22 protein-coding genes are annotated in these 24,356 nt (G+C 65.7%); 8 read left to right on the top strand and 14 right to left on the bottom strand.

What is annotated here, in order from left to right; translation table 11 throughout:
• Nucleotides 1-47 precede the first annotated feature (47 nt).
• The 6 genes from VHO04_RS14125 (at nt 48) to VHO04_RS14100 (ending at nt 7,262) form a co-directional block, all read left to right on the top strand.
• On the top strand, nt 48-458 hold the full coding sequence (locus VHO04_RS14125) for a GIY-YIG nuclease family protein (protein ID WP_329628879.1): 411 nt from the start codon (nt 48-50) through the stop codon (nt 456-458).
• The gene (dnaG, locus tag VHO04_RS14120; RefSeq protein WP_329628878.1) at nt 458-2,335 is read left to right on the top strand and encodes a DNA primase; all 1,878 of its coding nucleotides are present in this window, start codon (nt 458-460) and stop codon (nt 2,333-2,335) included. The genes VHO04_RS14125 and dnaG overlap by 1 nt, the downstream gene beginning before the upstream one ends.
• Before the next feature lie 39 nt (nt 2,336-2,374).
• Nucleotides 2,375-4,387 (top strand): RNA polymerase sigma factor RpoD, encoded by a 2,013-nt coding sequence (gene rpoD / locus VHO04_RS14115; RefSeq protein WP_329628877.1) that lies wholly within the window; start codon nt 2,375-2,377, stop codon nt 4,385-4,387.
• A gap of 560 nt (nt 4,388-4,947) precedes the next feature.
• Nucleotides 4,948-5,373 carry a PspC domain-containing protein gene (locus VHO04_RS14110; RefSeq protein WP_329628876.1) on the top strand — a complete coding sequence of 142 codons (426 nt, stop codon included), beginning with the start codon at nt 4,948-4,950 and terminating at the stop codon, nt 5,371-5,373.
• A 258-nt stretch (nt 5,374-5,631) separates the two neighbouring features.
• Nucleotides 5,632-6,318, top strand: a complete 687-nt coding sequence (locus tag VHO04_RS14105) for a DUF6975 family protein (protein ID WP_329628875.1) — start codon at nt 5,632-5,634, stop codon at nt 6,316-6,318.
• Nucleotides 6,319-6,416: 98 nt separating this feature from the next.
• Nucleotides 6,417-7,262, top strand: coding sequence for an AAA family ATPase (locus VHO04_RS14100; protein WP_257543723.1), 846 nt, complete (start codon nt 6,417-6,419; stop codon nt 7,260-7,262).
• Nucleotides 7,263-7,376: 114 nt separating this feature from the next.
• Here VHO04_RS14100 and VHO04_RS14095 read toward each other — a convergent pair whose 3' ends face one another.
• The 4 genes from VHO04_RS14095 to guaB all read right to left on the bottom strand — a co-directional run bounded on the left by VHO04_RS14095 (nt 7,377) and on the right by guaB (nt 12,233).
• Nucleotides 7,377-8,774, bottom strand: coding sequence for a methyl-accepting chemotaxis protein (locus VHO04_RS14095; protein WP_329628874.1), 1,398 nt, complete (start codon nt 8,772-8,774; stop codon nt 7,377-7,379).
• A gap of 135 nt (nt 8,775-8,909) precedes the next feature.
• Complete coding sequence (locus tag VHO04_RS14090; protein WP_414713119.1) at nt 8,910-9,455, bottom strand: tetratricopeptide repeat protein; 546 nt, start codon at nt 9,453-9,455, stop codon at nt 8,910-8,912.
• 11 nt (nt 9,456-9,466) lie between these two features.
• Complete coding sequence (locus VHO04_RS14085; RefSeq protein WP_329628873.1) at nt 9,467-10,657, bottom strand: RsmB/NOP family class I SAM-dependent RNA methyltransferase; 1,191 nt, start codon at nt 10,655-10,657, stop codon at nt 9,467-9,469.
• A 118-nt stretch (nt 10,658-10,775) separates the two neighbouring features.
• Nucleotides 10,776-12,233: an IMP dehydrogenase gene (gene guaB / locus VHO04_RS14080; protein ID WP_329628872.1), complete on the bottom strand. Its 1,458-nt coding sequence runs from the start codon at nt 12,231-12,233 to the stop codon at nt 10,776-10,778.
• A 661-nt stretch (nt 12,234-12,894) separates the two neighbouring features.
• Between guaB and VHO04_RS14075 the strand changes: the two genes are divergently transcribed.
• Nucleotides 12,895-14,136, top strand: a complete 1,242-nt coding sequence (locus VHO04_RS14075) for an MFS transporter (protein ID WP_329628871.1) — start codon at nt 12,895-12,897, stop codon at nt 14,134-14,136.
• Between the two features lie 54 nt (nt 14,137-14,190).
• Complete coding sequence (locus VHO04_RS14070) at nt 14,191-15,321, top strand: GGDEF domain-containing protein (RefSeq protein WP_329628870.1); 1,131 nt, start codon at nt 14,191-14,193, stop codon at nt 15,319-15,321.
• 64 nt (nt 15,322-15,385) lie between these two features.
• On the opposite strand, the gene VHO04_RS14065 is transcribed toward VHO04_RS14070, so the two are convergent.
• From VHO04_RS14065 to coxB, 10 genes are all read right to left on the bottom strand, one after another.
• The gene (locus VHO04_RS14065) at nt 15,386-16,276 is read right to left on the bottom strand and encodes a class I SAM-dependent methyltransferase (RefSeq protein WP_329628869.1); all 891 of its coding nucleotides are present in this window, start codon (nt 16,274-16,276) and stop codon (nt 15,386-15,388) included.
• Nucleotides 16,269-17,666, bottom strand: a complete 1,398-nt coding sequence (gene thrC / locus VHO04_RS14060) for a threonine synthase (protein WP_329628868.1) — start codon at nt 17,664-17,666, stop codon at nt 16,269-16,271. Before thrC ends, VHO04_RS14065 begins: the two co-directional genes overlap by 8 nt.
• Nucleotides 17,667-17,694: 28 nt before the next feature.
• On the bottom strand, nt 17,695-18,336 hold the full coding sequence (locus tag VHO04_RS14055) for an SURF1 family protein (RefSeq protein ID WP_329628867.1): 642 nt from the start codon (nt 18,334-18,336) through the stop codon (nt 17,695-17,697).
• Nucleotides 18,320-18,715, bottom strand: coding sequence for a DUF983 domain-containing protein (locus tag VHO04_RS14050; protein WP_297666084.1), 396 nt, complete (start codon nt 18,713-18,715; stop codon nt 18,320-18,322). The genes VHO04_RS14055 and VHO04_RS14050 overlap by 17 nt, the downstream gene beginning before the upstream one ends.
• 1 nt (nt 18,716) lies before the next feature.
• Nucleotides 18,717-19,592, bottom strand: coding sequence for a cytochrome c oxidase subunit 3 (locus tag VHO04_RS14045; protein ID WP_257543746.1), 876 nt, complete (start codon nt 19,590-19,592; stop codon nt 18,717-18,719).
• An 81-nt stretch (nt 19,593-19,673) separates the two neighbouring features.
• On the bottom strand, nt 19,674-20,255 hold the full coding sequence (locus tag VHO04_RS14040; RefSeq protein ID WP_414713118.1) for a cytochrome c oxidase assembly protein: 582 nt from the start codon (nt 20,253-20,255) through the stop codon (nt 19,674-19,676).
• Entirely contained in the window at nt 20,252-20,401 is a 150-nt protein-coding gene (locus tag VHO04_RS14035; protein WP_297666078.1) for a hypothetical protein, read from the bottom strand. The genes VHO04_RS14040 and VHO04_RS14035 overlap by 4 nt, the downstream gene beginning before the upstream one ends.
• Nucleotides 20,398-21,309 (bottom strand): heme o synthase, encoded by a 912-nt coding sequence (locus VHO04_RS14030; RefSeq protein ID WP_329628865.1) that lies wholly within the window; start codon nt 21,307-21,309, stop codon nt 20,398-20,400. Before VHO04_RS14030 ends, VHO04_RS14035 begins: the two co-directional genes overlap by 4 nt.
• Nucleotides 21,310-21,382: 73 nt before the next feature.
• A complete protein-coding gene (ctaD, locus tag VHO04_RS14025) occupies nt 21,383-23,056 on the bottom strand; it encodes a cytochrome c oxidase subunit I (protein ID WP_329628864.1) in 1,674 nt (557 codons plus the stop codon).
• A gap of 16 nt (nt 23,057-23,072) precedes the next feature.
• Nucleotides 23,073-24,194, bottom strand: a complete 1,122-nt coding sequence (gene coxB / locus VHO04_RS14020) for a cytochrome c oxidase subunit II (RefSeq protein WP_329628863.1) — start codon at nt 24,192-24,194, stop codon at nt 23,073-23,075.
• Between the last annotated feature and the right edge of the window lie 162 nt (nt 24,195-24,356).

The raw sequence follows: 24,356 nt of genomic DNA, 5'->3' as shown, positions 1-24,356 counted from the left end.
CGATGGGTGTCTCGACTTCGCTCGACACGAACGGGTAGAGGGGTTGAATGGCGTTCTGGACCTATATCCTGCTCTGTGCCGACGGCCTCTACTACACCGGGCATACCGACAATCTCGAATATCGGATCGGCCAGCACCAATCGGGCCAGATTGGGGGTTTTACGTCGTCGCGATTGCCCGTTCGCCTGATGTGGTCACAGGATTTCCCGAGCCGATATGAAGCGCTGGACGCCGAAATGCGGATCAAGAAATGGTCGCGCGCCAAAAAGGAAGCGCTGATCCGGAGAGATTGGGAAGCCATGAGCTATTTCGCCAAGCCCCCCAGCGAGCGCCCTCATTTTCCGTTCGTGTCGAGCGAAGTCGAGACACCCATCGGGCCAGGCGTTACCTCGATGGGTGTCTCGACTTCGCTCGACACGAACGGGATTAGAGGATCTGCTAGACGGGAGGGAGATTAGTGGCCCTCACCCCGCAATGGCTGGACGAACTGCGCTCGCGCATCACCCTGTCGACCCTCATCGGCCGCACGGTGAAGATCACCCGCGCCGGCCGCGAGTATAAAGCCTGCTGCCCCTTCCATAACGAGAAGACCCCCAGCTTCACGATCAACGACGAAAAGGGTTTCTACCACTGCTTCGGCTGCTCGGCGCATGGCGATGCGATCCGCTGGATGACCGACCAGCGCGGCCTCTCCTTCATGGACGCGGTCAAGGAGCTCGCCGCCGAAGCCGGTATGGACGTCCCCGCCCCCGACCCGCGCGCCGCGAAAAAGGCCGAGGAGCAGGCGAGCCTGCGCGACGTGACGCAGGCGGCGGCCGACTGGTTCGTCCAGCAGCTCGGCAGCAGCAACGGTGCCCCCGCCCGCGATTATCTGAAGAAGCGCGGCATTTCGGACGCCACCCGCGCCGCCTTCGGCTTCGGCCTCGCCCCCGACAGCCGCAGCGCGCTCAAAGAGGCGCTCAAGAAATTCCCCACCGCGATGCTCGTCGAATCGGGGATGCTGATTTCGGTCGAGGACAAGGAGCCCTATGACCGTTTCCGCGGCCGGCTGATGATCCCGATCCGCGACGCGCGCGGGCGGGTGATCGCGTTCGGTGGGCGCATCCTCGGCGACGGCGAGCCCAAATATCTGAACTCGCCCGACACGCCTTTGTTCGACAAGGGCCGTACCCTCTTCAACCTCGACAAGGCGAGCCCCGCGTCGCGGCAGACCGACCGGATCATCGTCGTCGAGGGCTATATGGACGTGATCGCGCTCGCCGAGGCGGGGATCGCCGACGCGGTCGCGCCGCTCGGCACCGCGCTCACCGAGAATCAGCTCGGCCTGCTTTGGCGGATGGTACCGGTGCCCATCCTCTGCTTCGATGGCGATGCGCCGGGGCAGAAGGCGGCGATGCGCGCGGCGATGCGCGCGCTGCCGCTGCTCCGGCCGGGATTCAGCCTCGCCTTTGCGACGCTCCCCGCCGGGCAGGATCCCGACGACCTCGTCCGCACGCGCGGCGCCGAAGGCTTTGCGGCGGTCCTCGACGAAGCGCAGCCGCTCGTCGAACGGCTCTGGACGCACGAGGTCGCGGCGGGGCCGCTCGCGACGCCCGAGGAGCGCGCCGCCTTGAAGACGCGGCTCCTCGCCCACGCCGACGCGATCGAGGACGCCGACGTGCGCCACCATTATCGCGAAGCGTTCCGCGAAAAGCTCGACACGCTATTCGCACGGGCACGCCCTGATCGCGGCCCGCGCGTGCCCTGGGCGCCGCAGCCGCAGCGCGGTGGCCGCCGCTTCGCGCCCGACCCGCGACTTCAGCCCCCCGCCGATGAAACCCGCGCGCTCAGCCGGACCGGTATCGACGCGCCTTATGCGGCCGCGCTGCTCGGCGGATTGCTCCGCTATCCCGAGGCCATAAGGCGCAACGAGGAAGCGCTTTTCCGCCTCGCCATCCCCGATTCCGGCGACGCCGAATTGCTGGGCGCGATGCTTGACATCGCAAATGCCCAGGAAGGGCTTGATTGCGAGGGGTTGCTTGCCATATTGGAGCCCATGAAAGTGTATAATAGGGCGACGACATTGCTCAGAGCCGACGGAATGCACTTCTCATTCAATCGAAGGCTTGAAGGCGAAGAGGCTGATGCAGCACGCGAAATCGCGCTGCGCGACCTCGACGAATATATCGGCGTGCTGGTCACCCAGCCCGAAATCCGCGCCCGGCTGGCAGAGGCCACCGCGGATTTCCAGCGCACGATGGATGAGGAAGGATTTGCGCGGCAGCAAAAGCTGCGCGCGATCGACAAGGAACTGACCCGCCGCCTGGCCGCGCTGTCCGACAGCAGCAGCCAGTGAAGACCGACCCTTTTTGATGCCCCAAGGCAGGAAGATTTGATGGCCACCAAGAACGAAGCCGACACCGACGCCCCGCTGATCGACCTCAACGAAGCCGACGTCAAAAAGCTGATCGCGCGCGGCAAGAAGCGCGGTTACCTGACCTATGACGAGCTCAACGAGGCGCTGCCGCAGGATCAGATGTCGTCGGAGCAGATCGAGGACATCATGTCGGCGATTTCCGACATGGGCATCAACATCGTCGAAAGCGACGAGGATGTGCAGGAAGAGGCCGAGCAGGAGGTCGACGACGAGGTCGATGTCAGCGCCGGCACCGGATCGGTCTCCAACCCCGCGATCGAGAAGAAGAAGGAAACCATCGACCGCACCGACGACCCGGTGCGCATGTATCTGCGCGAGATGGGCGCGGTCGAACTGCTCAGCCGCGAGGGCGAAATCGCGATCGCGAAGCGCATCGAGGCGGGCCGCGACACGATGATCCTCGGGCTTTGCGAAAGCCCGCTGACCTTCAACGCGATCATCGAATGGTCGAACGCGCTCAACAACGGCGACATGCAGCTTCGCGAGATCGTCGATCTCGAGGCGATGCTCTCGAAGGACCCGGCGCCCGAAAACCTCGACGACGAGGCCGAGGGCGACGACGGCGAGATCAGCGAAAAGACCGCCGGCGTCTCGTTCAAGGACGAGGATGAGGTCGAGGAAGAACCGTCCGCCGACGGCGACGACGAGGACGGCGAAGGCACCTCGGGCAAGCGCGAGAGCTTCGAGGAAGACGACGAGGACAATACGCTGAGCCTCGCGGCGATGGAAGAATTGCTCAAGCCCGACGCGCTGGAGAAATTCGCCGCCATCACCAAAAGCTTCAAGGCGTTCCAGAAGCTGCAGGAAGCGCGGCTCGAATCGCTGTCGGGCGGCGAGGAGTTTCCCGCGGCGTCGGAGAAGAAATATCACAAGCTGCGCGAGGAACTGACCGCGCAGGTCGAGAGCGTGCAGTTCCACGGCACCAAGATCGAATATCTCGTCGACCAGCTCTACAGCTACAACCGCCGCCTGACCGCGCTCGGCGGCCAGATGCTCCGCCTCGCCGAGCGGCACAAGGTGCCGCGCAAGTCCTTCCTCGACAATTATGTCGGGCGCGAGCTCGAGGAAAACTGGCTCGACAGCGTCAGCGGCATCGACAAGAAATGGGCTGCTTTCGCCGAGAATGAAGCCGGCGCGGTCGACCGCATCCGCATCGAAATTTCGGAAATCGCGCAGGCCGCGGGCATGAGCCTGACCGAATTCCGCCGCGTCGTGAACATGGTGCAAAAGGGCGAGCGCGAGGCGCGCATCGCCAAGAAGGAAATGGTCGAGGCGAACCTGCGCCTCGTCATCTCGATCGCCAAGAAATATACGAACCGCGGCCTGCAGTTCCTCGACCTCATTCAGGAAGGCAATATCGGCCTGATGAAGGCAGTCGACAAGTTCGAGTATCGCCGCGGCTACAAGTTCTCGACCTATGCGACCTGGTGGATCCGGCAGGCGATCACCCGCTCGATCGCCGACCAGGCGCGCACGATCCGAATCCCGGTCCACATGATCGAGACGATCAACAAGCTGGTGCGCTGCAGCCGCCAGTTCCTCCACGAAAGCGGCCGCGAGCCGACGCCGGAGGAAATGGCCGAGCGCCTCTCGATGCCGCTCGAAAAAGTCCGCAAGGTGATGAAGATCGCCAAGGAGCCGATCAGCCTCGAAACGCCGATCGGCGACGAGGAAGACAGCCACCTCGGCGATTTCATCGAGGACAAGAATGCCGTCATCCCGGTCGACGCCGCGGTGCAGTCGAACCTCAAGGAAACGGTCACGCGAGTCCTGGCGTCGCTGACGCCGCGTGAGGAGCGTGTTCTGCGGATGCGCTTCGGCATCGGCATGAACACCGACCACACGCTGGAGGAAGTCGGCCAGCAGTTCAGCGTCACCCGCGAGCGCATCCGCCAGATTGAGGCGAAGGCGCTGAGGAAGCTGAAGCACCCGTCGCGGTCGCGAAAGATGCGGTCGTTTCTGGACCAATAGCGGAAATCAGGGGCGGCTCGGAAACGAGCCGCCCTTTTTCTGCACCTCGTCATGCTGAACTGGGTTCAGCCTCCATGATCCGCCCATTCCGTATGCGCGGCGCCAATTGATTTCACGCAAAGGCGCAAAGGCGCGAAGAAGAAAATCTCACACAAAGACACAAAGGGGGCGTGCCATCAACGCGACAATTTGTGCGCCACTTGCGCGAAGCGCGTTTCAAGGTCGCCTGCGGCGACGAGCCGGGCGCGCAATCGCACCCGACCTCTTTGTGTCTTTGTGTGAGGATTTTCCTGTTTCCTCTTCGCGCCTTTGCGCCTTTGCGTGAAATCAATTGGCGCCGCCCTGTCGAACGGGCGCCCTGCCATGAACGTGGCACCCGGCTCGCAACGGCGTTGATTTGCGCACCGCACAATTTTTTCGCCGTCATCCTTTAAATCTTCATATATCCTCGCCAGATAGCGCTCGTCATCGGATGCGGGGGCTTCATGCGCGGTTCAGGCGCCACCCATCAAATGGCGAACATTCCCACTCGATGGGAAATGATTCGAGGATCGGGGTGGGTGACCGGCATCGGCCGGCACGGGAAAAGCCCGGAAATTCGGGGGCTGCACAAATTGGCACGGCCTTTGCGATGCACTCGGCATCGGCACGGGGCGATGCCCGCAGCCAAAGGGAAAGACAATATAATGGAAAACGAAACCACCAATCTCTTCCGCCGCCGCGACACCTTCTTCGGTATCTGCGAGGCCGTGGGTCAGGATTTCGGCTTCAACCCGCTGTGGCTCCGCCTTGCCTTTATCGCGCCGCTTTTCTTTCTGCCCGTGCAGACCTTCATAGCCTATTTCGCGCTCGGTGCCGTCGTGTTGCTGTCGCGGCTCCTCTTCCCGAACAAGGCCGCCGCGGCTGCCGCGCAGCCGCTGCCGGTCGTCGTGGAGGATACCGCGCCGACTGGTGAAAAGGTCGGCGAAATGGCTCTCGCGGCCTGACGGGCGGCGGGCCGGCTCTCCCCTCTTCCCCCGCACCCCCGATCGGCGCTGCCCGGCGCCGTCACCGGACCGGCAAGCTTCCCCGGGCTTGCCGGTCCTTCTGTCTTCGCTTCCGGCCGGCCCGTCTCTATCCGGCACAGCAATGCGACGAATCGAAGGCTGCTCATAAACGGGGCGTTTACGACGTTGCCTTAAGAATGGACGCTCGACATCCACGCGATGGGGGGACCAGCCCACGCAACAGGCAAGGATCTAGCGTTGAGTTCTTCAACCCAGCCCCAATCGGCCCGGCCTGCCTCGCAACCGCGCGGCGTCGCCGAACTGCTCGATAATCTGGTCGCCAGCGACGGCACGGGCGCGCATCCCCACGTCCGATCGGGCGCGCTGTCGAGCGGGCCAGAGGCGATGCGCAATCTGGCCGACGCCGTCCATTTCCTCTGCCTGCTCCACGGCCGCTATCCCGGCGTCGTCGACAGCGCGGCGCGCAAGACAGTCGATCCCGCATCGCGCAAATGGATGGAGGAAGCGGCGCAGGCCTTTGCGCAGGAGCGCGCCTTCCTGTCGAAGATCGCCGCCGCGGTCGGCCCGGTGCCGAGCACGCAGGGCCAGGCGCAGTGCGAAGCCGCCGTCGCGGCGCAGCGCCGCGCGCTCGACATGCTCGCCGAATCGGACCGCCAGGGCTGCGCGATGGGCGCCGCGATCGCGCTGACGCTCGACTGGCGCACGATCCGCGTGCTGCTCGACATCAGCGCGCAGCGGCTCGAACTCACACCGCCGCGCTGCACCCTGCCCGACCTGCGCGACACCGCACGCGTCGCGGCGCAGATCGCGGACGGCCCTGCGGTCGAACGCGCGATCGTCTTTGGCGCCCAGCAACTGATCGCGCAGCACAGCGGCCTCTGGGACTTGTTGGCGGCGCGCGCCGCCAGCCGCGCACACCCCTGACCCTCCTCTCCCGCAAGCGGGAGGGGAGATTCTCTTGCGCCTCTTCCTCCGCTGTGCCATTCGCTTGACGTTCACGTTAAGGGAAAGGCAGCGCACCGATGCGTTTCGAAGGAACCAGCGCCTATATCGCGACCGACGACTTGAAGGTCGCGGTCAATGCCGCGACGATGCTTCGCCGGCCGCTGCTCGTGAAGGGCGAACCCGGCACCGGCAAGACCGTGCTGGCCGAAGAGATTGCCAAGGCCTTCGACGCGCCGCTGATCACCTGGAACATCAAGTCGACGACCAAGGCGCAGCAGGGCCTGTATGAATATGACGCGGTCGCGCGCCTGCGCGATGGCCAACTCGGCGAGGAACGCGTCCACGACATCCGCAATTACATCAAGAAGGGCAAGCTGTGGGAAGCGTTCACCAGCCCCAAGCTTCCCGTCCTGCTGATCGACGAGATCGACAAGGCCGATATCGAATTCCCGAACGACCTGCTTCAGGAACTCGATCGCATGGCCTTCCATGTCTATGAGACCGACGAGACGATCAGCGCGAAAGAGCGCCCGATTGTCGTCATCACCTCGAACAATGAAAAGGAACTGCCCGACGCCTTCCTGCGCCGCTGCTTCTTCCATTACATCAAATTCCCCGACCGCGACACGATGGCCGACATCGTCGAGGTCCACTTCCCCGGCATCCAGAAGACGCTGGTCAGCCGCGCGATGGACATCTTCTATGAGGTGCGCGACGTGCCGGGGCTCAAGAAAAAGCCCTCGACCAGCGAGCTGATCGACTGGCTGAAGCTGCTGCTGGCCGAGGACATGCCGCTGGAGGTGCTCCAGAACCGCGACGTCGGCAAGGCGATCCCGCCGCTCCACGGCGCGCTGCTCAAGAATGAGCAGGATGTGATGCTGTTCGAAAAGCTCGCCTTCATGGCGCGGCGTCAGGGCGCCTGATCTTTCATACACCTCGTCATTGCGAGCGCAGCGAAGCAATCTCCAGCCATCGACCTAACGCGATCTCGATAGCAGGAGATTGCTTCGTCGCTTTGCTCCTCGCAATGACGAAACTTAAAGCTGATACGCCACCTCGACGTCGCCCCAGCGGCGCCCGCCGATCACCGCGGGCATATAGACGTTGCGCACGGTCAGGTAATTGATCCCGTCGCCCTCCTGCCGATAGACGGTCATGAAGAAGGGCGCGCTGCTGCGCTTCGCCGCCATGTCGGTCTCGTCGAGCAGGATGCGGCCGTTGCGGCAATGCGCGGTGTCATGCTCCAGATCGCCGGTCGGCGCGCGCGAGCAATCGGTGATGTGCGTCGGCAGAAAGCCGTTCATGTCGCCCGCCGACGACATTTTGATCTCGGGATGCTCGGCGACGATCTGGTCGAACAGCGGACGCCAGTTGGCATCGGCCCAATCGCACAGGCTGGTGCGAAAGCGTTCGGGGTTCGAGCCCGGCACGCGAACATAGTCGGTGTCGAACAATTGCTCCATCGTCAGCTTGCCGTCAGCGATCGCATCTTCGGCCAGCGTCACGAAGCGGTCGCGCACGCGCGCCGCCAGTTCGACGATCGCCGAGTCCGCGGGGCTCACCCCGGCCGAAATCACCGCGTTGAACATGCGGCTCGACACATGTTCCATCGTCAGGATCGACGTGCGCGTGCCGTCGAGGATCGCGCTGTTGTCGCGCACCGACCCCACCACGCGGTCCATCGCCTCGCGCACCCTGGCGCCATTGGCATGAACCATCGCGCTCGACTGCGCGATGCGGTCGCTCTGGCCGTCGAGCAGCGCGACGAGGTGCGTCGCGTCGTGCAGCGCGTCGGTGATCGTCTCGAACTGCGCCTCGGCGCGGCTCGACTGCTCGACCCCCGATTGAATTTCGGTGACCAGCCCGCTCGCTTCGGCGGCAAGGCTGCCGATCGAGCGCCGGATTTCGTCGGTCGCGCCGCGCGTGTTCTGCGCCAGCTTCTTCACTTCGGAGGCGACGACCGCGAAGGTGCGGCCGGCATCGCCCGCGCGCTCGGCCTCGATCGCGGCATTGAGCGCGAGCATGTTGGTGGTCTTGGCAATCTGCTCGATCGACTGGCTGACCTGCTGCACCTGTTCCATCACCGCGGCGAAATTGGTGACATGCGTGCCGAGACGCGCGACGAGATCGATGACCGAACGGAATTCGCTGACGGCAAGATTGACGCGCTCCGCGCCCGCATCGAGCTGTTCGCACGCCCGCGCCGACAACAGCTTCGCTTCGTCGGTCGAATCGGCGATCTGGCGCTGGTCGGCCTCGAGCCCGACGACATATTCCTCGAGCCGCCCGAGTTCGGCAATCTGGCGCTCCATCTGATCGGTCGCGCGCTTGATCCGCCCCGCGGCATCGCTGCACCCGACGGCCAGCTCGCCGCAATCGCTGGCGACCGACTGGTCGAGCATCTGCGCCGCCGGATTGATCGGATCATATTTCATTGCGCCACCCGCGTCTTTGAATGATCGCAAAGCTATGCCCAACATTGGTTAATGGGGCGTCAATGGGTGGGCAGCGGCCATAACCTGCCCCTCCTCTTCAGAGGAGCGGATGAGGACGCCACGTCGGGGCCATCGTCAGTTCTGGCCGGTCGCCCCGACCGTCGCCACCGGCTTGGGCGCGATCGCCTCCGCCGCGACGACGCGCTTCGTGTCGCTGGTCGCGATCGCCTTTTCAAGCGCCGCGACCTGCGGGCATTTATCCTTGCACAGCCGCTGCGCCTCGGCGAGCTTTTCGCGTGCCAGTTCGAGCGCGCCCTTGTCGGCGAGCGCTTCGCCCTGGCCGGTCAGCGCGGTGAGATCATTGGGTTCGAGCAGCAGCGCCTCGCGATAGAGAGCGATCGCCTTGCCCGGCAGTCCCTGCGCCCGCGCGACCTGTGCCATCGCGATCACCGCCGAACGGTTGCGCGGATCAGCGGCGAGCGCCGATTCATAATAATCGACCGCGCCCTTCAGATCGCCCGCGCTCTGCGCCGCCTCGCCCTGCTTCTGCAAGGCGACCGAGGTCGGCGATATGTCGCTGTCGGCGCGTTGCGCATCGGAGGCGACCGGCATACTGGCGAGGATGAAGCCCGCACCCAGGGCCAGAAAACTGACGCGCATCGCATTCTCCCATGTCTTCATGCGGGGCGATGCTAACATGGCGCCGTCAGCCGTGCGAGAAAAAACCCGTCGCAGCCGTCGCGCGCCGGAGTCAGCAGAAAACCGCCGCCCGCCGCGCGGCCAACGCCTTCGGGAAGACAGGATTCGTCGGCGGTCCAGCCGGGATGCCGGTTCAGAAATTCGTCCACCTGAGCCCGCCCCTCGCGCGCGATGATCGAGCAGACGGCATAGAGGAGTTTGCCGCCCGGCGCCACCAGATCGGCGCCGATGTCGATCAGCTTCGCCTGATCGGCGAGATGGCGGTCGAGCCGCGCGGGCGTCAGGCGCCAGCGCAGTTCGGGGCTGCGCCGCCACGTCCCGCTTCCCGAGCAGGGCGCATCGACGAACACGCGGGTCGCCCGGCCCTGCCAGTCAGCGAGCATCGCGCTCTCCTGCCCCGGGTTGAGCAGGCGCGTCTCGATCCGCGTCGCGCCCGCGCGTTCGGCGCGCGGCGGGAGCTGCTGAAGGCGCGCGCGATTGGTGTCGCAGGCCAATATGTCGGCGTCATTGACGGTGCATGACGCGATGGCGAGCGTCTTGCCGCCACCGCCGGCGCAGAGGTCGACGATCGCCTGCCCCGGCGCAGCGTCCAGCGCCGCGGAGGCATATTGGCTCGCGGCATCCTGCACTTCGAAAAGGCCGTCGGCATAGGCGGGGTGCTGGACCGCTGCGGTCTCGGGCGGCAGGCGCCAGCCATCGGGCGCACCGGCGATCGCCTCGCCATCGGGAAACAGCGCCGCAAGCGCGTCACGATCGGCCCTGATGCGGTTGGCGCGCAGGTCGAGCGGCGCGCGGGCGAGCATCGCTCCGCCTTCGTCCGCATCGACGAGCGGATCGAACAGATCGACCAGCGCCTGTGCGGCAAGGCCGGTCTCGGCGCGCGCTTCGCCGGGCGCGATCGGGGCGGGGCCATAGGCCGAGCCATCGAACAGCCCGATCAGCGCGGGATCGGCATCGGCGAGCGCCAGCATCGCCGCGCGTCCCGACGCGGGCGCCGAACGCACCGCGCGGATCGCGTCATAGACATGGCCGCGGATCGCGCGCCGGTCCTTCGACCCCGCATAGCGGCGCGCGCGCATCGCCTCGGCAAAGATCGCATCGGCGGGCGCCCCGCCCTCGCGCGCCGCGGCGGCGATGGCGTCGAGGATTTCGATCGCGGTCTGGAGACGGGCGGCGGGGGTCATGGTTCAACCTACCTCGTCATTGCGAGCGAAGCGAAGCAATCTCCAGTTCGCGGATATTGGCGACGATAGCTGGAGATTGCTTCGTCGCTACGCTCCTCGCAATGACGAAGCATGAGAATCACCCCACCGGATAATTCGGCGCCTCGCGGGTGATCGCGACATCATGGACATGGCTTTCGCGCAGTCCCGCATTGGTGATGCGGACGAACTTCGCGCGCTCGCGCAGATCCTTGAGGGTGCGGCTGCCGGTATAGCCCATCGCCGCCTTCACGCCGCCGACGAGCTGGTGGATCACGTCCTTCGCGGCGCCCTTGAACGGCACCTGGCCCTCGATCCCCTCGGGGACCAGCTTCATCTGGTCCTTGATGTCCTGCTGGAAATAGCGGTCGGCGGAGCCGCGCGCCATCGCGCCGACGCTGCCCATGCCGCGATAGCTTTTGTAGGTGCGGCCCTGGAACAGGAAAGTTTCGCCCGGTGCCTCGGCAGTGCCTGCGAGCAGCGATCCGACCATGACGCTCGACGCACCCGCGGCCAGCGCCTTGGCGATGTCGCCCGAGGTGCGCAGGCCACCATCGGCGATCACCGGCACGCCCAGCTTTTCCGCCGCCTCGACGCTGTCGAGGATCGCGGTGAGCTGCGGCACGCCGACCCCCGCGACGACGCGCGTGGTGCAGATCGAGCCGGGGCCGATGCCGACCTTCACCCCGTCGGCGCCGCAGTCGATCAGCGCCTTGGTCGCGTCGCCGGTCGCGACGTTGCCCGCGAGTATCTGAACCCGGTTCGAGAGCTTCTTGATCTTCTCGACCGTCGCGCCGACGCCCTTGCTGTGGCCGTGCGCGGTGTCGACGACGATCAGGTCGCATTCGGCGTCGAGCAGCGCCTCGGCGCGCTCGATGCCGCTGTCGCCGGTATTGGTCGCCGCGGCAACGCGCAGGCGGCCGTTGCCGTCCTTGGTCGCGTCGGGGAAGTTGACCGCTTTCTCCATATCCTTGACGGTGATCAGGCCGATACAGCGATAATCATCGTCGACGACGAGCAGCTTTTCAATGCGGCGCTGGTGGAGCAGCTTGCGCGCCTCGTCCTGCCCGACGCCGGGACGAACGGTCGCGAGATTCTCGGCGGTCATCAGCTCGCGCACCGGCTGGCCCGGATTGTCGGCGAAGCGGACGTCGCGGTGGGTCAAGATGCCGACCAGCTTGCCGCCGGTTTCGACGACCGGAATGCCCGAAATCTTGTGCTGCGCCATCAGCGCGGTGGCGTAGGAAAGCGGCGCGTCGGGGGTGATGGTGATCGGATTGACGATCATCCCGCTCTCGAAGCGCTTGACCTGCCGCACCGCCGCCGCCTGCTCCTCGATCGTCAGATTGCGGTGGAGGACGCCGATGCCGCCGATCTGCGCCATCAAGATCGCCATGTCGGCCTCGGTCACCGTGTCCATCGCCGACGACAGGATCGGGATGTTGAGGCTGATCTCGCTGGTGAGCTGCGTCGACAGATTGGCGTCGGACGGCAGGATGTCCGACGCGCCGGGCACCAGCAGCACGTCGTCGAAGGTCAGGCCGGTGAAGATTTCCATGGGTGCCACTTTCTGATGCGGGCGGCGCCTGCCCGTGGGTTTCGGGCGGCACACGCGACTCGTTTGGTGGCGGCCCATGTAACCAGTCGGCGCCAAGCGCGCCAGTGGGGGAAGCACGATTATTTCGCGGCGCGGTGCTCGATCGCGAACGACCGGTTGCGACCGATTGCGGACGTCCGGCCTTTCCTGACTTTGTCATCCCCGCGAAAGCGGGGACCCAGAGCGTGCGTCGGCTAACCCCACACTGGGTTCCCGCTTTCGCGGGAATGACGAAGGTGGGGAATGGCCGCTCCCCACCCCAAAGCAGGCGTCGCCTTCAAATAGGCCTTTCCTACATTATCCGGCTGTGCCAGCTTTCATCCGGCTCTTTCATTCGGTGGATAAAGGTGGTTGCGGATGCGGTCACGGCGAGACGCACGGGGTGCGTTCAGCGCGCCGCGAGTCCCGATCGGAGGAATGCAATAGGCTGAACTTTCCTGAACTTTGGAATGATGACGCGGTCCGCGTGCCGGGCCGATCCCGGAACCAGACCGGGATGACGAAGATGGAGATGGCCGCTCCCCACCCCAAAGCCGCCACCGGGATTTTCACACCCCGTAAATCGAAAAAGCTTACCGCGCCCGATTGCGTCTCATCCCCGGCACAGCTACGCGCTTGATCTGTGAGCGCGACGCAAACCTCTTCCCCGCCTTCTTCCCTCGCTCCCTTTCGCTATCCCGCCTTCCGCGCGATCTGGATCGCCAACCTCGCCTCGAACATGGGATCGATGATCCAGTCGGTCGGCGCCGCCTGGCTGATGACCGAACTCACCACCTCGCATCAGCTCATCGCGCTGGTGCAGGCGGGCGCGACGATCCCGATCCTGCTGCTCGGCGTCTTCGCCGGGGCCATCGCCGACAATTTCGACCGCCGCCGCGTCATGCTCGCGGCACAGAGCGGGATGCTGATCGTCTCGGCCGCGCTGACGGTGACGACATGGATCGGCGCGATCTCGCCCTTGCTGCTGCTCTTCTTCACCCTCGCGGTCGGGTGCGGCACCGCGCTCAACGGCCCCGCGTGGCAGGCGTCGGTGCGGTTGCAGGTCGGTCCGAAGGATCTGCCGCAGGCGATCGCACTCAACAGCATCGCCTTCAACCTCGCGCGCAGCGTCGGCCCCGCGCTCGGCGGACTGCTCATTTCGCTCACCGGCCCCGCCCCCGCCTTTGCGATCAATTCGGTAAGCTACCTCGCGCTGATCGTCGTGCTGCTGCGCTGGCATCCCGAAGTCGCGCCGCCGCAGCGTTCGCCGATGCTCGCCGCGATCGCCACCGGAATCCGCTTCTGCGTCCAGTCGAACCCGGTGCGGCGCATCCTGACCCGCGGCTTCGCCTTCGGCATCGCGGCGATCAGTTTCCAGGCCTTGCTGCCCGCGCTCGTCCGCGACCGCCTCCACGGGACCGAGACAATTTACGGCCTCTGCCTCGCCGCCTTTGGCGCGGGGTCGATCGTCGCCGCGCTGCAGGTCGGCCATCTCCGCCGCCGCTGGGGCAGCGACCGGATCGTCAGCACATCGGCGCTGGTCTTCGCTGCGGCGCTCGTGCCGATGGCGCTCGTCCCGTCGCTCCCGGCGGTGATGGCGTCGACCTTCGTCGCGGGGCTCGCCTGGGTATCGACGCTCACCACGCTCAACGTTGCGATGCAGCTTCGCTCGCCCGAGGCGATCCTCGGCCGCTGCCTGTCGATCTATCAGGCGGTGACCTTTGGCGCGATGGCGCTCGGCGCCTGGCTGTTCGGCCTGCTCGCCGACCTCTGGTCGCTGTCCAGCGCGCTGCTGGCGTCGAGCGGCTGGCTGGTGCTGACCGCGGTGATCCTGCCGTTTCTGGCGGCGATGCCGGGCCGCGACGAAGGCCGCGTCGACCGCTGAGCAAATTTTGCGCCGGCACTTAAAACCGGGCCGCGCACGCCCGTTAAATGGCGCATGACCACTCACGCAACACCATCGACCGAGCCGGTAGGGCGGCTCCTGGGCTGGCTGGGGCTCCGCGCGCGCAGCGGGACCTATGAAGAAGGGAGCGAAGCCCCGCCCGGGTCGCGCAACCTGGTTCGCGAGGCGCGCGAGCAATTGCTCGGCGCGATAACGTCCTTCCTCCTCAATCACGATCTCGACATTTCGCCCGCCAACCTGCTGATCGCGCACAGCGCCTTTTCGGGGATCAACCCGCGGCTCGCGCGCCAGATCGCCGCACGCTCGCAGACGCACGAGGGCGTCACCCAGCAATGGCTCGACGAGCTGATGGAACAGGAGCCGGTCGTCGCCGATCGCGCCGATCTCGACCGCATGGTCGCCCGGCTCGAATCGAACCTCGAAACCTTCCACACCAGCACCAAGGCAGCGCGCAGCGCGACGCGCGAATATGGATCGAAGCTGGAGGCGCACGTCAGCGACCTCGAACAGGTGCAGAAGACCGGCGAGCTCGTCTCGCACCTCGCCGACATCGCCAAAGTGATGCTCGAACGCACGCGCCACGCCGAGGACGAGATGCGTAAGAGCGAGGATGAGACCAAGGCGCTGCGCCGCAGCCTCGCCCGCGCCAAGCGCGATGCCGAGATCGACTATCTGACCGGCCTGCCCAACCGCCGCGCCTTCGAGGTGCTGCTCGAACGCCATCACGAAGAAGCGCGCAGCGCGTGCGAGCCGCTGTCGGTCGCCTTCTGCGACATCGACGAGTTCAAGAAGGTCAACGACCTCCACGGGCATGAGGCGGGCGACCGCGTCATCAAGCTGATCGCCGACACGCTCGCGCGTATCTCCAACGATCATTGCCATGTCGCGCGCCATGGCGGCGAGGAGTTCGTGATGCTGTTCCGCGGCCTGCCGCCGAGCGAGGCGGCGAAACGGCTCGACGAGGCCCGCGAGGGCCTGTCCGAGCGGCGGCTGATCAACCGCAAGACCGACCAGCCTTTCGGGCAGATCACCTTCTCGGGCGGGGTCGCCGACGTCTTCGGCTATGCCGAGGTGCGCGCGGCGCTGAAAGCCGCCGACGATGCGCTCTATCGTGCCAAGGAGGGCGGACGCAACCGGATCGAACTGGCGACGCCAGAAGAATAGACGGCACAAAAAAGCGTGCTCCCCCGCGAAGGCGAGGGACCACGCTGTTCTTTCTACGTCGCCCCTATCGGCTCCACCGCGCAAAGATCGCGGTCGGGAGCAGCAGCCCCCGCGCCTCTTCGCGCACCGCGAGCTCACCACATTCGACCTTGCCCGGCAGGTCGGCGAAAAGCTGCGCGAGCAGTTCGCCGATCGCCAGCGCCGACATGCGCACGGCATAGACGGTCAGGAACAGCGCCCGGCTGTCGGCGTCGAGCAATTGGCGGCAATCGGCGAGCAAGGGAGCGAGCCCCTCTTCGAGCTGCCAGCGCTCATTGTTCGGCCCGCGCCCGAACTTCGGCGGGTCGAGCAGGATCGCATCGTAGCGCCGCTCGCGCCGCACTTCGCGCGCGGTGAATTTCCCCGCATCGTCGACGATCCAGCGGATCGGCTTCTCACCCATCCCCGCAAGCGCGGCATTGTCGCGCGCCTGCGCGACCGATTTCTTCGACGCGTCGACATGCGTCACCGCCGCGCCCGCCGCGGCGAGCGCCTGGCTGCCGACGCCGGTGTAGCCGAAGAGGTTGAGGAAGGCCGGGTCGGGCTTACCCTCGACCTGTACACGGAGCCAATCCCACACCGGCGCCATGTCGGGAAAGAAACCCAGATGGCGGAACGGGGTGCAACTCGCGGTGAAACGCGTCTCGCGCCAGCCGAGCGGCCAGCCCTCGGCCGGGACGGGCTTGTTGAAATACCAGCGGCCGCCGCCATCCTCGTCCGAGGCGGGAATGAACTCGCCATCGGCCTGTTCCCATTCGCTCGCCGGAAGCGCGGGTTGCCACATCGCCTGCGGTTCGGGGCGGATGAAGCGATAGGGACCATAGCGTTCGAGCTTGCGCCCGCCGCCGCTGTCGACCAGCCCATAATCGTCCCACGCCTCGCCGACGAGCGTGACGAGGGGCTGCAGATCAGCCACGCGCCGCCTCGGCCAGGATATGCGCCTTCACCGCGTCATAATCGCCCGGCAGCGTCACATAGCGCTCCTCGCGCTCGAACAGATTGCCGAGCCGTGCCGGGAGCGGCGGGCGCACGCCGGTCGCACGCTCGACGGCGTCGCGGAACTTCGCGGGATGCGCGGTCGCAAGCGTGACGACGGGAATATCGGCGTCGATCTCCAGCGTCCGCGCGGCGGCGAGGCCGACGGCGCTGTGCGGGTCGATGATCTGCCCGCCATGTTCCTGCGCCCAGCGCAGCGCGAGCGTCATCGCATCGCCGTCGATCCGCGCGCTGGTGAACAGGCCCCGCGCACCGCGCAGCATGTCCCCCGGGATCGTCATCGCGCGATTGGCGTCGAACTCGCCCATCATGCCGGTGATCGCGGCGCCGTCACGCCCCGACAGATCGAACAGCAGCCGTTCGAAATTGCTGCTGACCTGAATGTCCATGCTGGGAGTCGCGGTCGCGGTGACGATGCCCGCGCTATAGTCGCCCGACGACAGCGCGCGGTGGAGGATGTCGTTGACGTTGGTCGCCACCACCAGCCTTGCCACGGGCAGCCCCATGCGCGCCGCGACATAGCCCGCGAACACGTCGCCGAAATTCCCCGTCGGCACGCTGAACGCGACGGGGCGGTCGGGTGCGCTGAGGCGGACGGCGGCATAGAAATAATAGACAACCTGCGCCATCAGCCGCGCCCAGTTGATGCTGTTCACCGCCGACAGGGTGAGTTGGCCCCGCGCCTCGGCGTCGCCGAACAGCCGCTTCACCATCGCCTGCGCGTCGTCGAAGCTGCCGTCGATCGCGATATTATGGACGTTGGGAGCAAGCACGGTCGTCATCTGGCGGCGCTGGACGTCGCTGACCCGGCCTTCGGGATGGAGCATGAAGATGCGAATATGCTCGCGCCCCGCGACCGCCTCGATCGCCGCCGATCCGGTGTCGCCCGAGGTCGCGCCGACGATGGTGAGGTCGGTCTCGCCGCCCGCAAGGAATTTTTCGAAAAGCTGGCCGAGCAGTTGCAGCGCGACGTCCTTGAACGCCAGCGTCGGGCCGTGGAACAATTCGAGCAGCCAGTGGCGATGGTCGAGCTGCACCAGCGGCGTCACCGCATCATGGCTGAACCGGCCATAGGCGGCCTTGCAGAGACCCCGCAGTTCCTCCTCGCTCAATATGCCCGCAACGAAGGGCGCCATCACCCGCACCGCGGTTTCGACATAATCGAGCCCGGCAAGCGCGCGAATCTCGTCCGCCGACATCCGCGGCCATTCGGCTGGCACATAGAGCCCGCCGTCGCTGGCAAGGCCGGCAAGCGTGGCGGCGCGGAAGTCGAGGGTCGGCGCGGAGCCGCGGGTGCTGATATAGTCCATCACGGGAATGCGCCCTAACGGCGCGCCGTCACCGCTGCAAGCGGCGGCGCACCGCGAGGGCGTAGATAATCAGCGCGATCGCGGCAAAAAAGAACCATTGGACGGCATAGGCGAGGTGATTGTTCGGCACGTCGGCCCCCGACGGCACCTCGCTGGCGCGCAGCCCCGGAACGGGCGTATCGGCGACGAGCATCGCGCGCGCCGGCACCGCCTTCCCCGTCAGCCGCTGGATCAGCGTCGGCTGCTCCGGGCCGGGAACGATCGTCCCCTGCACCGTGCCGCCCTTCCAGTCGGGCGGCGTGAAATCGTCGGCGATCCCGACGTCGATCAGCACCCCCGGCCCCTCGGCGCCGGTGCGGCAGTCGGCGATCATGCGGATGCCCGTTTGCCCCTTGCGATCGGTGCCGCCGCGCGGGTCCCATTTGACCACCTCCAGGCAAACGACGCTGCTCTTGCGGAACAGAAAGGCGTCGGAGACCGGCGGCAGTTTGGGATAGGTCACGGGCGACGACATCGCCCGGTTGCGCTCGTAAAGCGCGATCAGCGCTTCCTTCTCGCCCTTGCGCTGAAGCTGCCAGATGCCGAGCGCGACCATCGCGGCAGCGGCGGCGAGGACAAGAATAGTCGGGATTACCGGCCAGCGGCGCGGCGCGTCAGGGCTTTCCGTCATCGCTGAGCTTTCCTTCGGCGGCCTGCCGCTGATGCTCGCTGGCGAGCAGCGCCGCCTTGCCGACGCGCAGACCATAGATCACCGCGACGATCGTCAACGGGACCCACAATATCACATGCACCCAGATCGGCGGCCGCACCGCGGCATCGAGCAGCAGCGCCAGCACGATCAGCAGCGCGCCGACGATCAGGGTCAGGAACGCCGCGGGGCCGTCGCCGACATTGTAGCGGCTATAATCGAGCCCGCACGACGGACAGCGCTCGCGAAAGCGGGCCGCGCCCTCGAACAGCCCCGGCGCCCCGCATTCGGGGCAGGTCGCAAAAAGGGCAGCGCGCCAGACCGGCGGCTGCCCCTTTGCTGCTGGCTTGTCGTCCGGCAACTTAGTGCGCGGCGACCGGCGCGCCCCAGCCGCCCCAAACATAGACGATGATGAAGAGGAACAGCCACACAACGTCGACGAAGTGCCAGTACCAGGCGGCGGCTTCGAAACCGAAATGCTGCTGCGGGGTGAAGTGGCCCTTGTAGGTGCGGACGAGGCAGACGATCAGGAAGATCGTGCCGACGAGCACGTGGAAACCGTGGAAGCCGGTCGCCATGAAAAAGGCCGAGGTATAGTTGATCGTGCCGAAGGGGAACGGCGCCTCGGCATATTCATAGGCCTGGATGCAGCTGAAGGTCACGCCGAGGATGATCGTCAGCCACAGGCCCTTCTTGAGACCTTCGCGATCGCCATGGATCAGCGAATGATGCGCCCAGGTGATCGTCGTGCCCGAGCAGAGCAGGATCAGCGTATTGAGCAAAGGCAACGAGAAAGCGTCGATGACATGGATGCCCTTCGGCGGCCAGACGGTGATCGCGGAGGCGCCGTCCTGCCCGAACAGCGAGGTCACCGCGCCGTCGACGATCTCGACCGGCACCGGAAAGAGCGAGAAATCGAACCACGCCCAGAACCAGCCGACGAAGAACATCACTTCGGACGCGATGAACAGGATCATGCCGTAGCGCATGTGAAGCTGGACGACCGGCGTGTGGTCGCCCGCGTGCGCCTCGGCGATGACGTCCGACCACCAGCTGAAGAAGGTGGCGATTACGCCCGCGACGCCCAGGCCGAACACCCACTTGCCGGCGCCGCCGAAATAGTCGGCGTGCATCCACATCACCCCGCCGAAGAACATGACGAGCGCCGCGATCGAGCCGATCATCGGCCAGACGCTGGGGTTTACGAGGTGATAGTCATGATGTTTGGCACCAGCCATGTCGCAGTTCCCGTTTTTTGCCCCAGCCCGGTGATTCCCCATCACCCGCCGGTCCTGGATTAAGACTCTTCGATCGCGGCCTTAGCTCGCCTTTTTGTCCCCGTCTACAGGGTGGAAGGTGTAGCTGAGGGTGATCTCTTCGATGTCGCGCGCGTCGGGGTCGTCCTTGATCTTGGGATCGACGAAGAACAGCACCGGCATCCGAATCTGCTCCCCCGCCTTCAGCGTCTGCTGCGTGAAGCAGAAGCACTGGATCTTGGTGAAATATTTGCCCGCGGCATCGGGGGTGACGTTGAAGCTCGCCGTGCCCGTCAGGTCGTGCGTCGATTCATTCCGGGCGATGAAGATCGCCATGTCGCGCGCGCCGATGCTGACCGTGTCGGTCGGATGCTCGGGATAGAATTTCCATGGCAGCCCCGGCGCGACATTGGAGTCGAAGCGCACCGAGATGGTGTCGCTGAGGACCTTCGGCGTTTCGGCCGCCGCGACGGGATCATAGCGCTGTGTCGTGCCGCCGAAGCCGGTGACGCGGCAGAAGAGATTGTAGAGCGGCACCGCCGCGAAACCGAGCCCGACCATCGCCACCGCGAGCAGCGCGGCGAGCGAAGCGGTCTTCGCATTCTTGGACATGCGGGCGATCGGGCGGGGCATCGGGGCAGTCATGAATGCGGCACCATCCGCGCCATCGTGATGAAGAAGAACAGCAGCGCGAGCGCGCCCAATATCCAGCCCATCAGGTTCGCCCGGCTGCGCTGGCGGCGACGATATTCGGCCTCGTCGAAGGGCTTTTGCGGATTTTCGTCGGTCATAGCGGCCACCAATGATCGGCGACGACCGCGCCGAACAGGATGAAGAGATAGGCGATCGAATAAGCGAAGAGCCGCTTTTCGGGCTGCATCCGGTCGTCCTCGCCCGTGCGGCGGGTGCCGACCTGGATCGAGAGCAACACGAAAAGCGCCGACAGCAGCACCGCGGCCCAGCCATAGAGCGCGCCGGTGTAGCCGAGCGGCCACGGCGCGATCGCCGCCGCCGCCATGATCAGCGCATAGAAGAGGATCTGGCGCCGGGTCGAGCTTTCGCCCGCGACGACCGGCATCATCGGAATGCCCGCGGCGGCATAGTCGGAGCGCACGAACAGTGCGAGCGCCCAGAAATGCGGCGGCGTCCACAGGAAGATGAGCAGGAAGAGCAGCACCGGCAGCGGCGCGACGCCGCCGGTCGCGGCGACCCAGCCGATCAGCGGCGGAAAGGCACCCGCGGCGCCGCCGATGACGATATTCTGCGGCGTCCGCGGCTTCAGCCACATGGTGTAGACGAAGACATAGAAGAGGATCGAGACGGTCAGCAACAGCGCCGCCTGCCAATTGGCGGCGAACAGCATCAGGAAGACCGAGAAGGCGGCGAGGCCGACCCCGAAATGGAGCGCGGTCTGCGGGTCGAGGCGCCCAGCGGGCAGCGGCCGCCCGGCGGTGCGCTTCATCTTCGCGTCGAGCCCCGCCTCATACCATTGGTTGAGCGCACCCGACGCCCCCGCCCCCAGCGCGATCGCGAGGATCGAAGAGAAAGCGAGCACCGGATGGACGTTGCCCGGCGCCGCGAGCAGGCCGCAAAGCGCCGTGAACACGACGAGCGACATCACGCGCGGCTTGGTCAGCGCGAACAGGTCGCGCCAATCGGCAGGCAGCGACATTTCGCCATGGGTCAGGCTCTGCGCCATCTCAACTCCGGCCTTCAGGGAAACGCCCCCGGCCGACATCCGGCAGGGGGCGGAACCGTTCAGGCGATAGACGTCACGCGATACGCGGCAGTTCGTTGAACTGGTGGAACGGCGGCGGGCTCGACAGCGTCCATTCGAGCGTCGTGGCACCCTCGCCCCACGGATTGTCGGCGGCCTTCCTGCCCGCGAACAGCGAATAGACGAGGTTCACGAAGAAGAAGATCATCCCGACCGCCATGATCGCATAACCGACCGACGAGATATAATGCCAGTAGGCAAAGCCTTCGGCATAGTCGGGATAGCGGCGCGGCATCCCCTGCTGGCCCAGGAAATGCTGGGGGAAGAACAGGACGTTCACGCCGATGAAGAAGACCCAGAAGTGCAGCTGGCCCAGCGCCTCGTTGTACATCCGGCCCGACATCTTCGGGAACCAGTAATAGAAACCGGCGAAGAGCGAGAAGACCGCGCCCAGCGACAGCACATAGTGGAAGTGCGCAACGACATAATAAGTGTCGTGCAGGTTGGTGTCGACGCCGCCGTTGGCGAGCACGACGCCGGTCACGCCGCCGACGGTGAACATGAAGATGAAGCCCAGCGCCCACAGCATCGGCGTCTTGAAGCTCAGCGAACCGCCCCACATGGTGGCGATCCAGCTGAAGATCTTGATGCCGGTCGGGACCGCGATGACCATCGTCGCCGCGGTGAAATACATCTTCAGGTTCACGTTCATGCCGACGGTGAACATGTGGTGCGCCCACACGATGAAGCCGACGACGCCGATCGCGACCATCGCATAGGCCATGCCAAGATAGCCGAACACCGGCTTCTTGCTGAAGGTCGAGATGACCTGGCTGACGATGCCGAAGCCCGGCAGGATCATGATGTAGACTTCGGGGTGACCGAAGAACCAGAAGAGATGCTGGTAGAGAATCGGATCGCCGCCGCCCGTCGCATCATAGAAGGTGGTGCCGAAGTTGCGGTCCGTGAGCAGCATCGTGATCGCCGCGGCGAGAACCGGCAGCGACAGCAGCAGCAGGAAGGCGGTGATCAGCACCGACCAGGCAAACAGCGGCATCTTGTGCAGCGTCATGCCAGGCGCGCGCATGTTGAAGATGGTGGTGATGAAGTTGATCGCGCCGAGGATCGACGCCGCGCCCGCGAGGTGGACCGAGAAGATCGCCATGTCGACCGCGGGGCCGACCGAACCGCTGGTCGACAGCGGCGCGTAGAGCGTCCAGCCGGTGCCCGCGCCAAGGCCGCTGCCGCCAGGGAAGAACATCGAGGCGACGAGCATGACGAACGCCACGGTGGTCAGCCAGTAGCTGACGTTGTTCATCCGCGGAAAGGCCATGTCGGGGGCGCCGATCATCAGCGGCACGAACCAGTTGCCGAAACCGCCGATCATCGCGGGCATGACCATGAAGAAGATCATGATCAGGCCGTGCGCGGTGATCATCACGTTCCAGAAATGCTTCGCCTGCACCTCGGTCGCGGCGGGGTCGAAGAACTGCGCCCAGCCGTGGAGATACTGGATGCCCGGTTCGGCGAGTTCGAGGCGCATCATCCCCGACAGGACGCCGCCGACGATGCCGGCGATGATCGCGAAGATCAGGTAGAGCGTGCCGATGTCCTTGTGGTTCGTAGACATGAACCAGCGGACGAAGAAGCCCGGCGTGTCGTGATCGTGGCCGTGATCATGCGCATGATCGTGGCCGTGGGATGGTGCAGTCGCTGCGATATCGGTCATCTGTCGGACCCCTTGATTAATTCTTGGCGGCAGGCGCGGCGGCGGGAGCCGCAGCCGGCGCTGCTTCGGGTGCGGTGGCGGCGGGCGCGGGAGCCGGCGCGGCGGTCGTGGTCGCGGGGATCGGACCGGCGGGCGCGGGCGCGCCCGGAGCCGCGGCGGCGGGCGCCGGACCGTCGGGATTGCCGCCCTTCGAGCGGACCCAGGCCTTCCACTTGTCGACCGGCAGAACCTCGACCGCGATCGGCATATAGCCGTGATCGACGCCGCAGAGTTCCGAGCATTGGCCGTAATAGACGCCGACCTTGTTCGCGGTGAACGTCGTTTCGTTGGCGCGGCCGGGGACCGCGTCCATCTTGGTCCAGAAGGCCGGGACCGCGAAGCTGTGGATCACGTCGGACCCGGTGATGATCAGCTTCACCTGGCGGCCGACGGGAACGACCATGCGGTTGTCGACGGCGAGGTGATAGGGTTCGCCGCGCGCCTTCGCCTGATCCTCGGGCAGGATCTTCGAGACATATTCGGCGATGCCCTGGTCGGGGTAGGCATAGCCCCAATACCATTGATAGCCGGTAACCTTGATCGTCAGAGCATCCTTCTTCGGCGGCTCATATTGCGCCGCGAGCAGGCGGATCGACGGCACCGCGATCACCGCGAGGATCAGCACCGGGATCGCGGTCCAGATCACTTCGATGAACGTGTTATGCGTCGTCTTCGACGGCACCGGGTTCGCGCCGGCACGGTAGCGCGCGATCACCCAGAGCAGCAGGCCGAGCACGAACAGCGTGATGACCGTGATCACCGGCAGCAGGATATAGTGGTTGAACGTATAGGCCTGCTGACCGATCGGGGTCACCTGCGGCTGGAAATTGATGTCGCCGTCGACCGGTTGGCCGATCCCGGCGGTGGGCTTCATGGGCACATAGGTCGCATCGCCGGCGGGCGTGGCCGCCTTGGCGGCGTCGGCCGGTGCGGGCGCCGCGGTGGTCGCCGCCGCATCGGGCGCTGCCGGAGCCGGAGTCGCCGTCGTCGGGACCGCCGGCGCCGCGGCGGGTGCTGCCGCCGGTGCCTGTGCCTGCGCGGCGCCCACCGCGCCGAGCGACAAAGCCGCTGCGATTACAAGGGATTTCAAGCTCTTCATAAGGATAGTGCCGCCCGTTGCCTGTTGTTCTTATCGATGCCCCAACCCCTTTGCACGGACACCGGACATGCGTCGCGGCAGCCGTCCCCAAGGCTGAATCTCGCGGGCGCTATAGACCCGCTTGCCGCTTGCCTCAAGCATCTCTAACACTATTTTCCGGCT

This window comes from Sphingopyxis sp., assembly GCF_036261875.1.
Taxonomy (GTDB): Bacteria; Pseudomonadota; Alphaproteobacteria; order Sphingomonadales; family Sphingomonadaceae; genus Sphingopyxis.
Note: the sequence above shows the minus strand (reverse complement) of the source record. Positions and strands in the feature narration are given on the sequence as shown.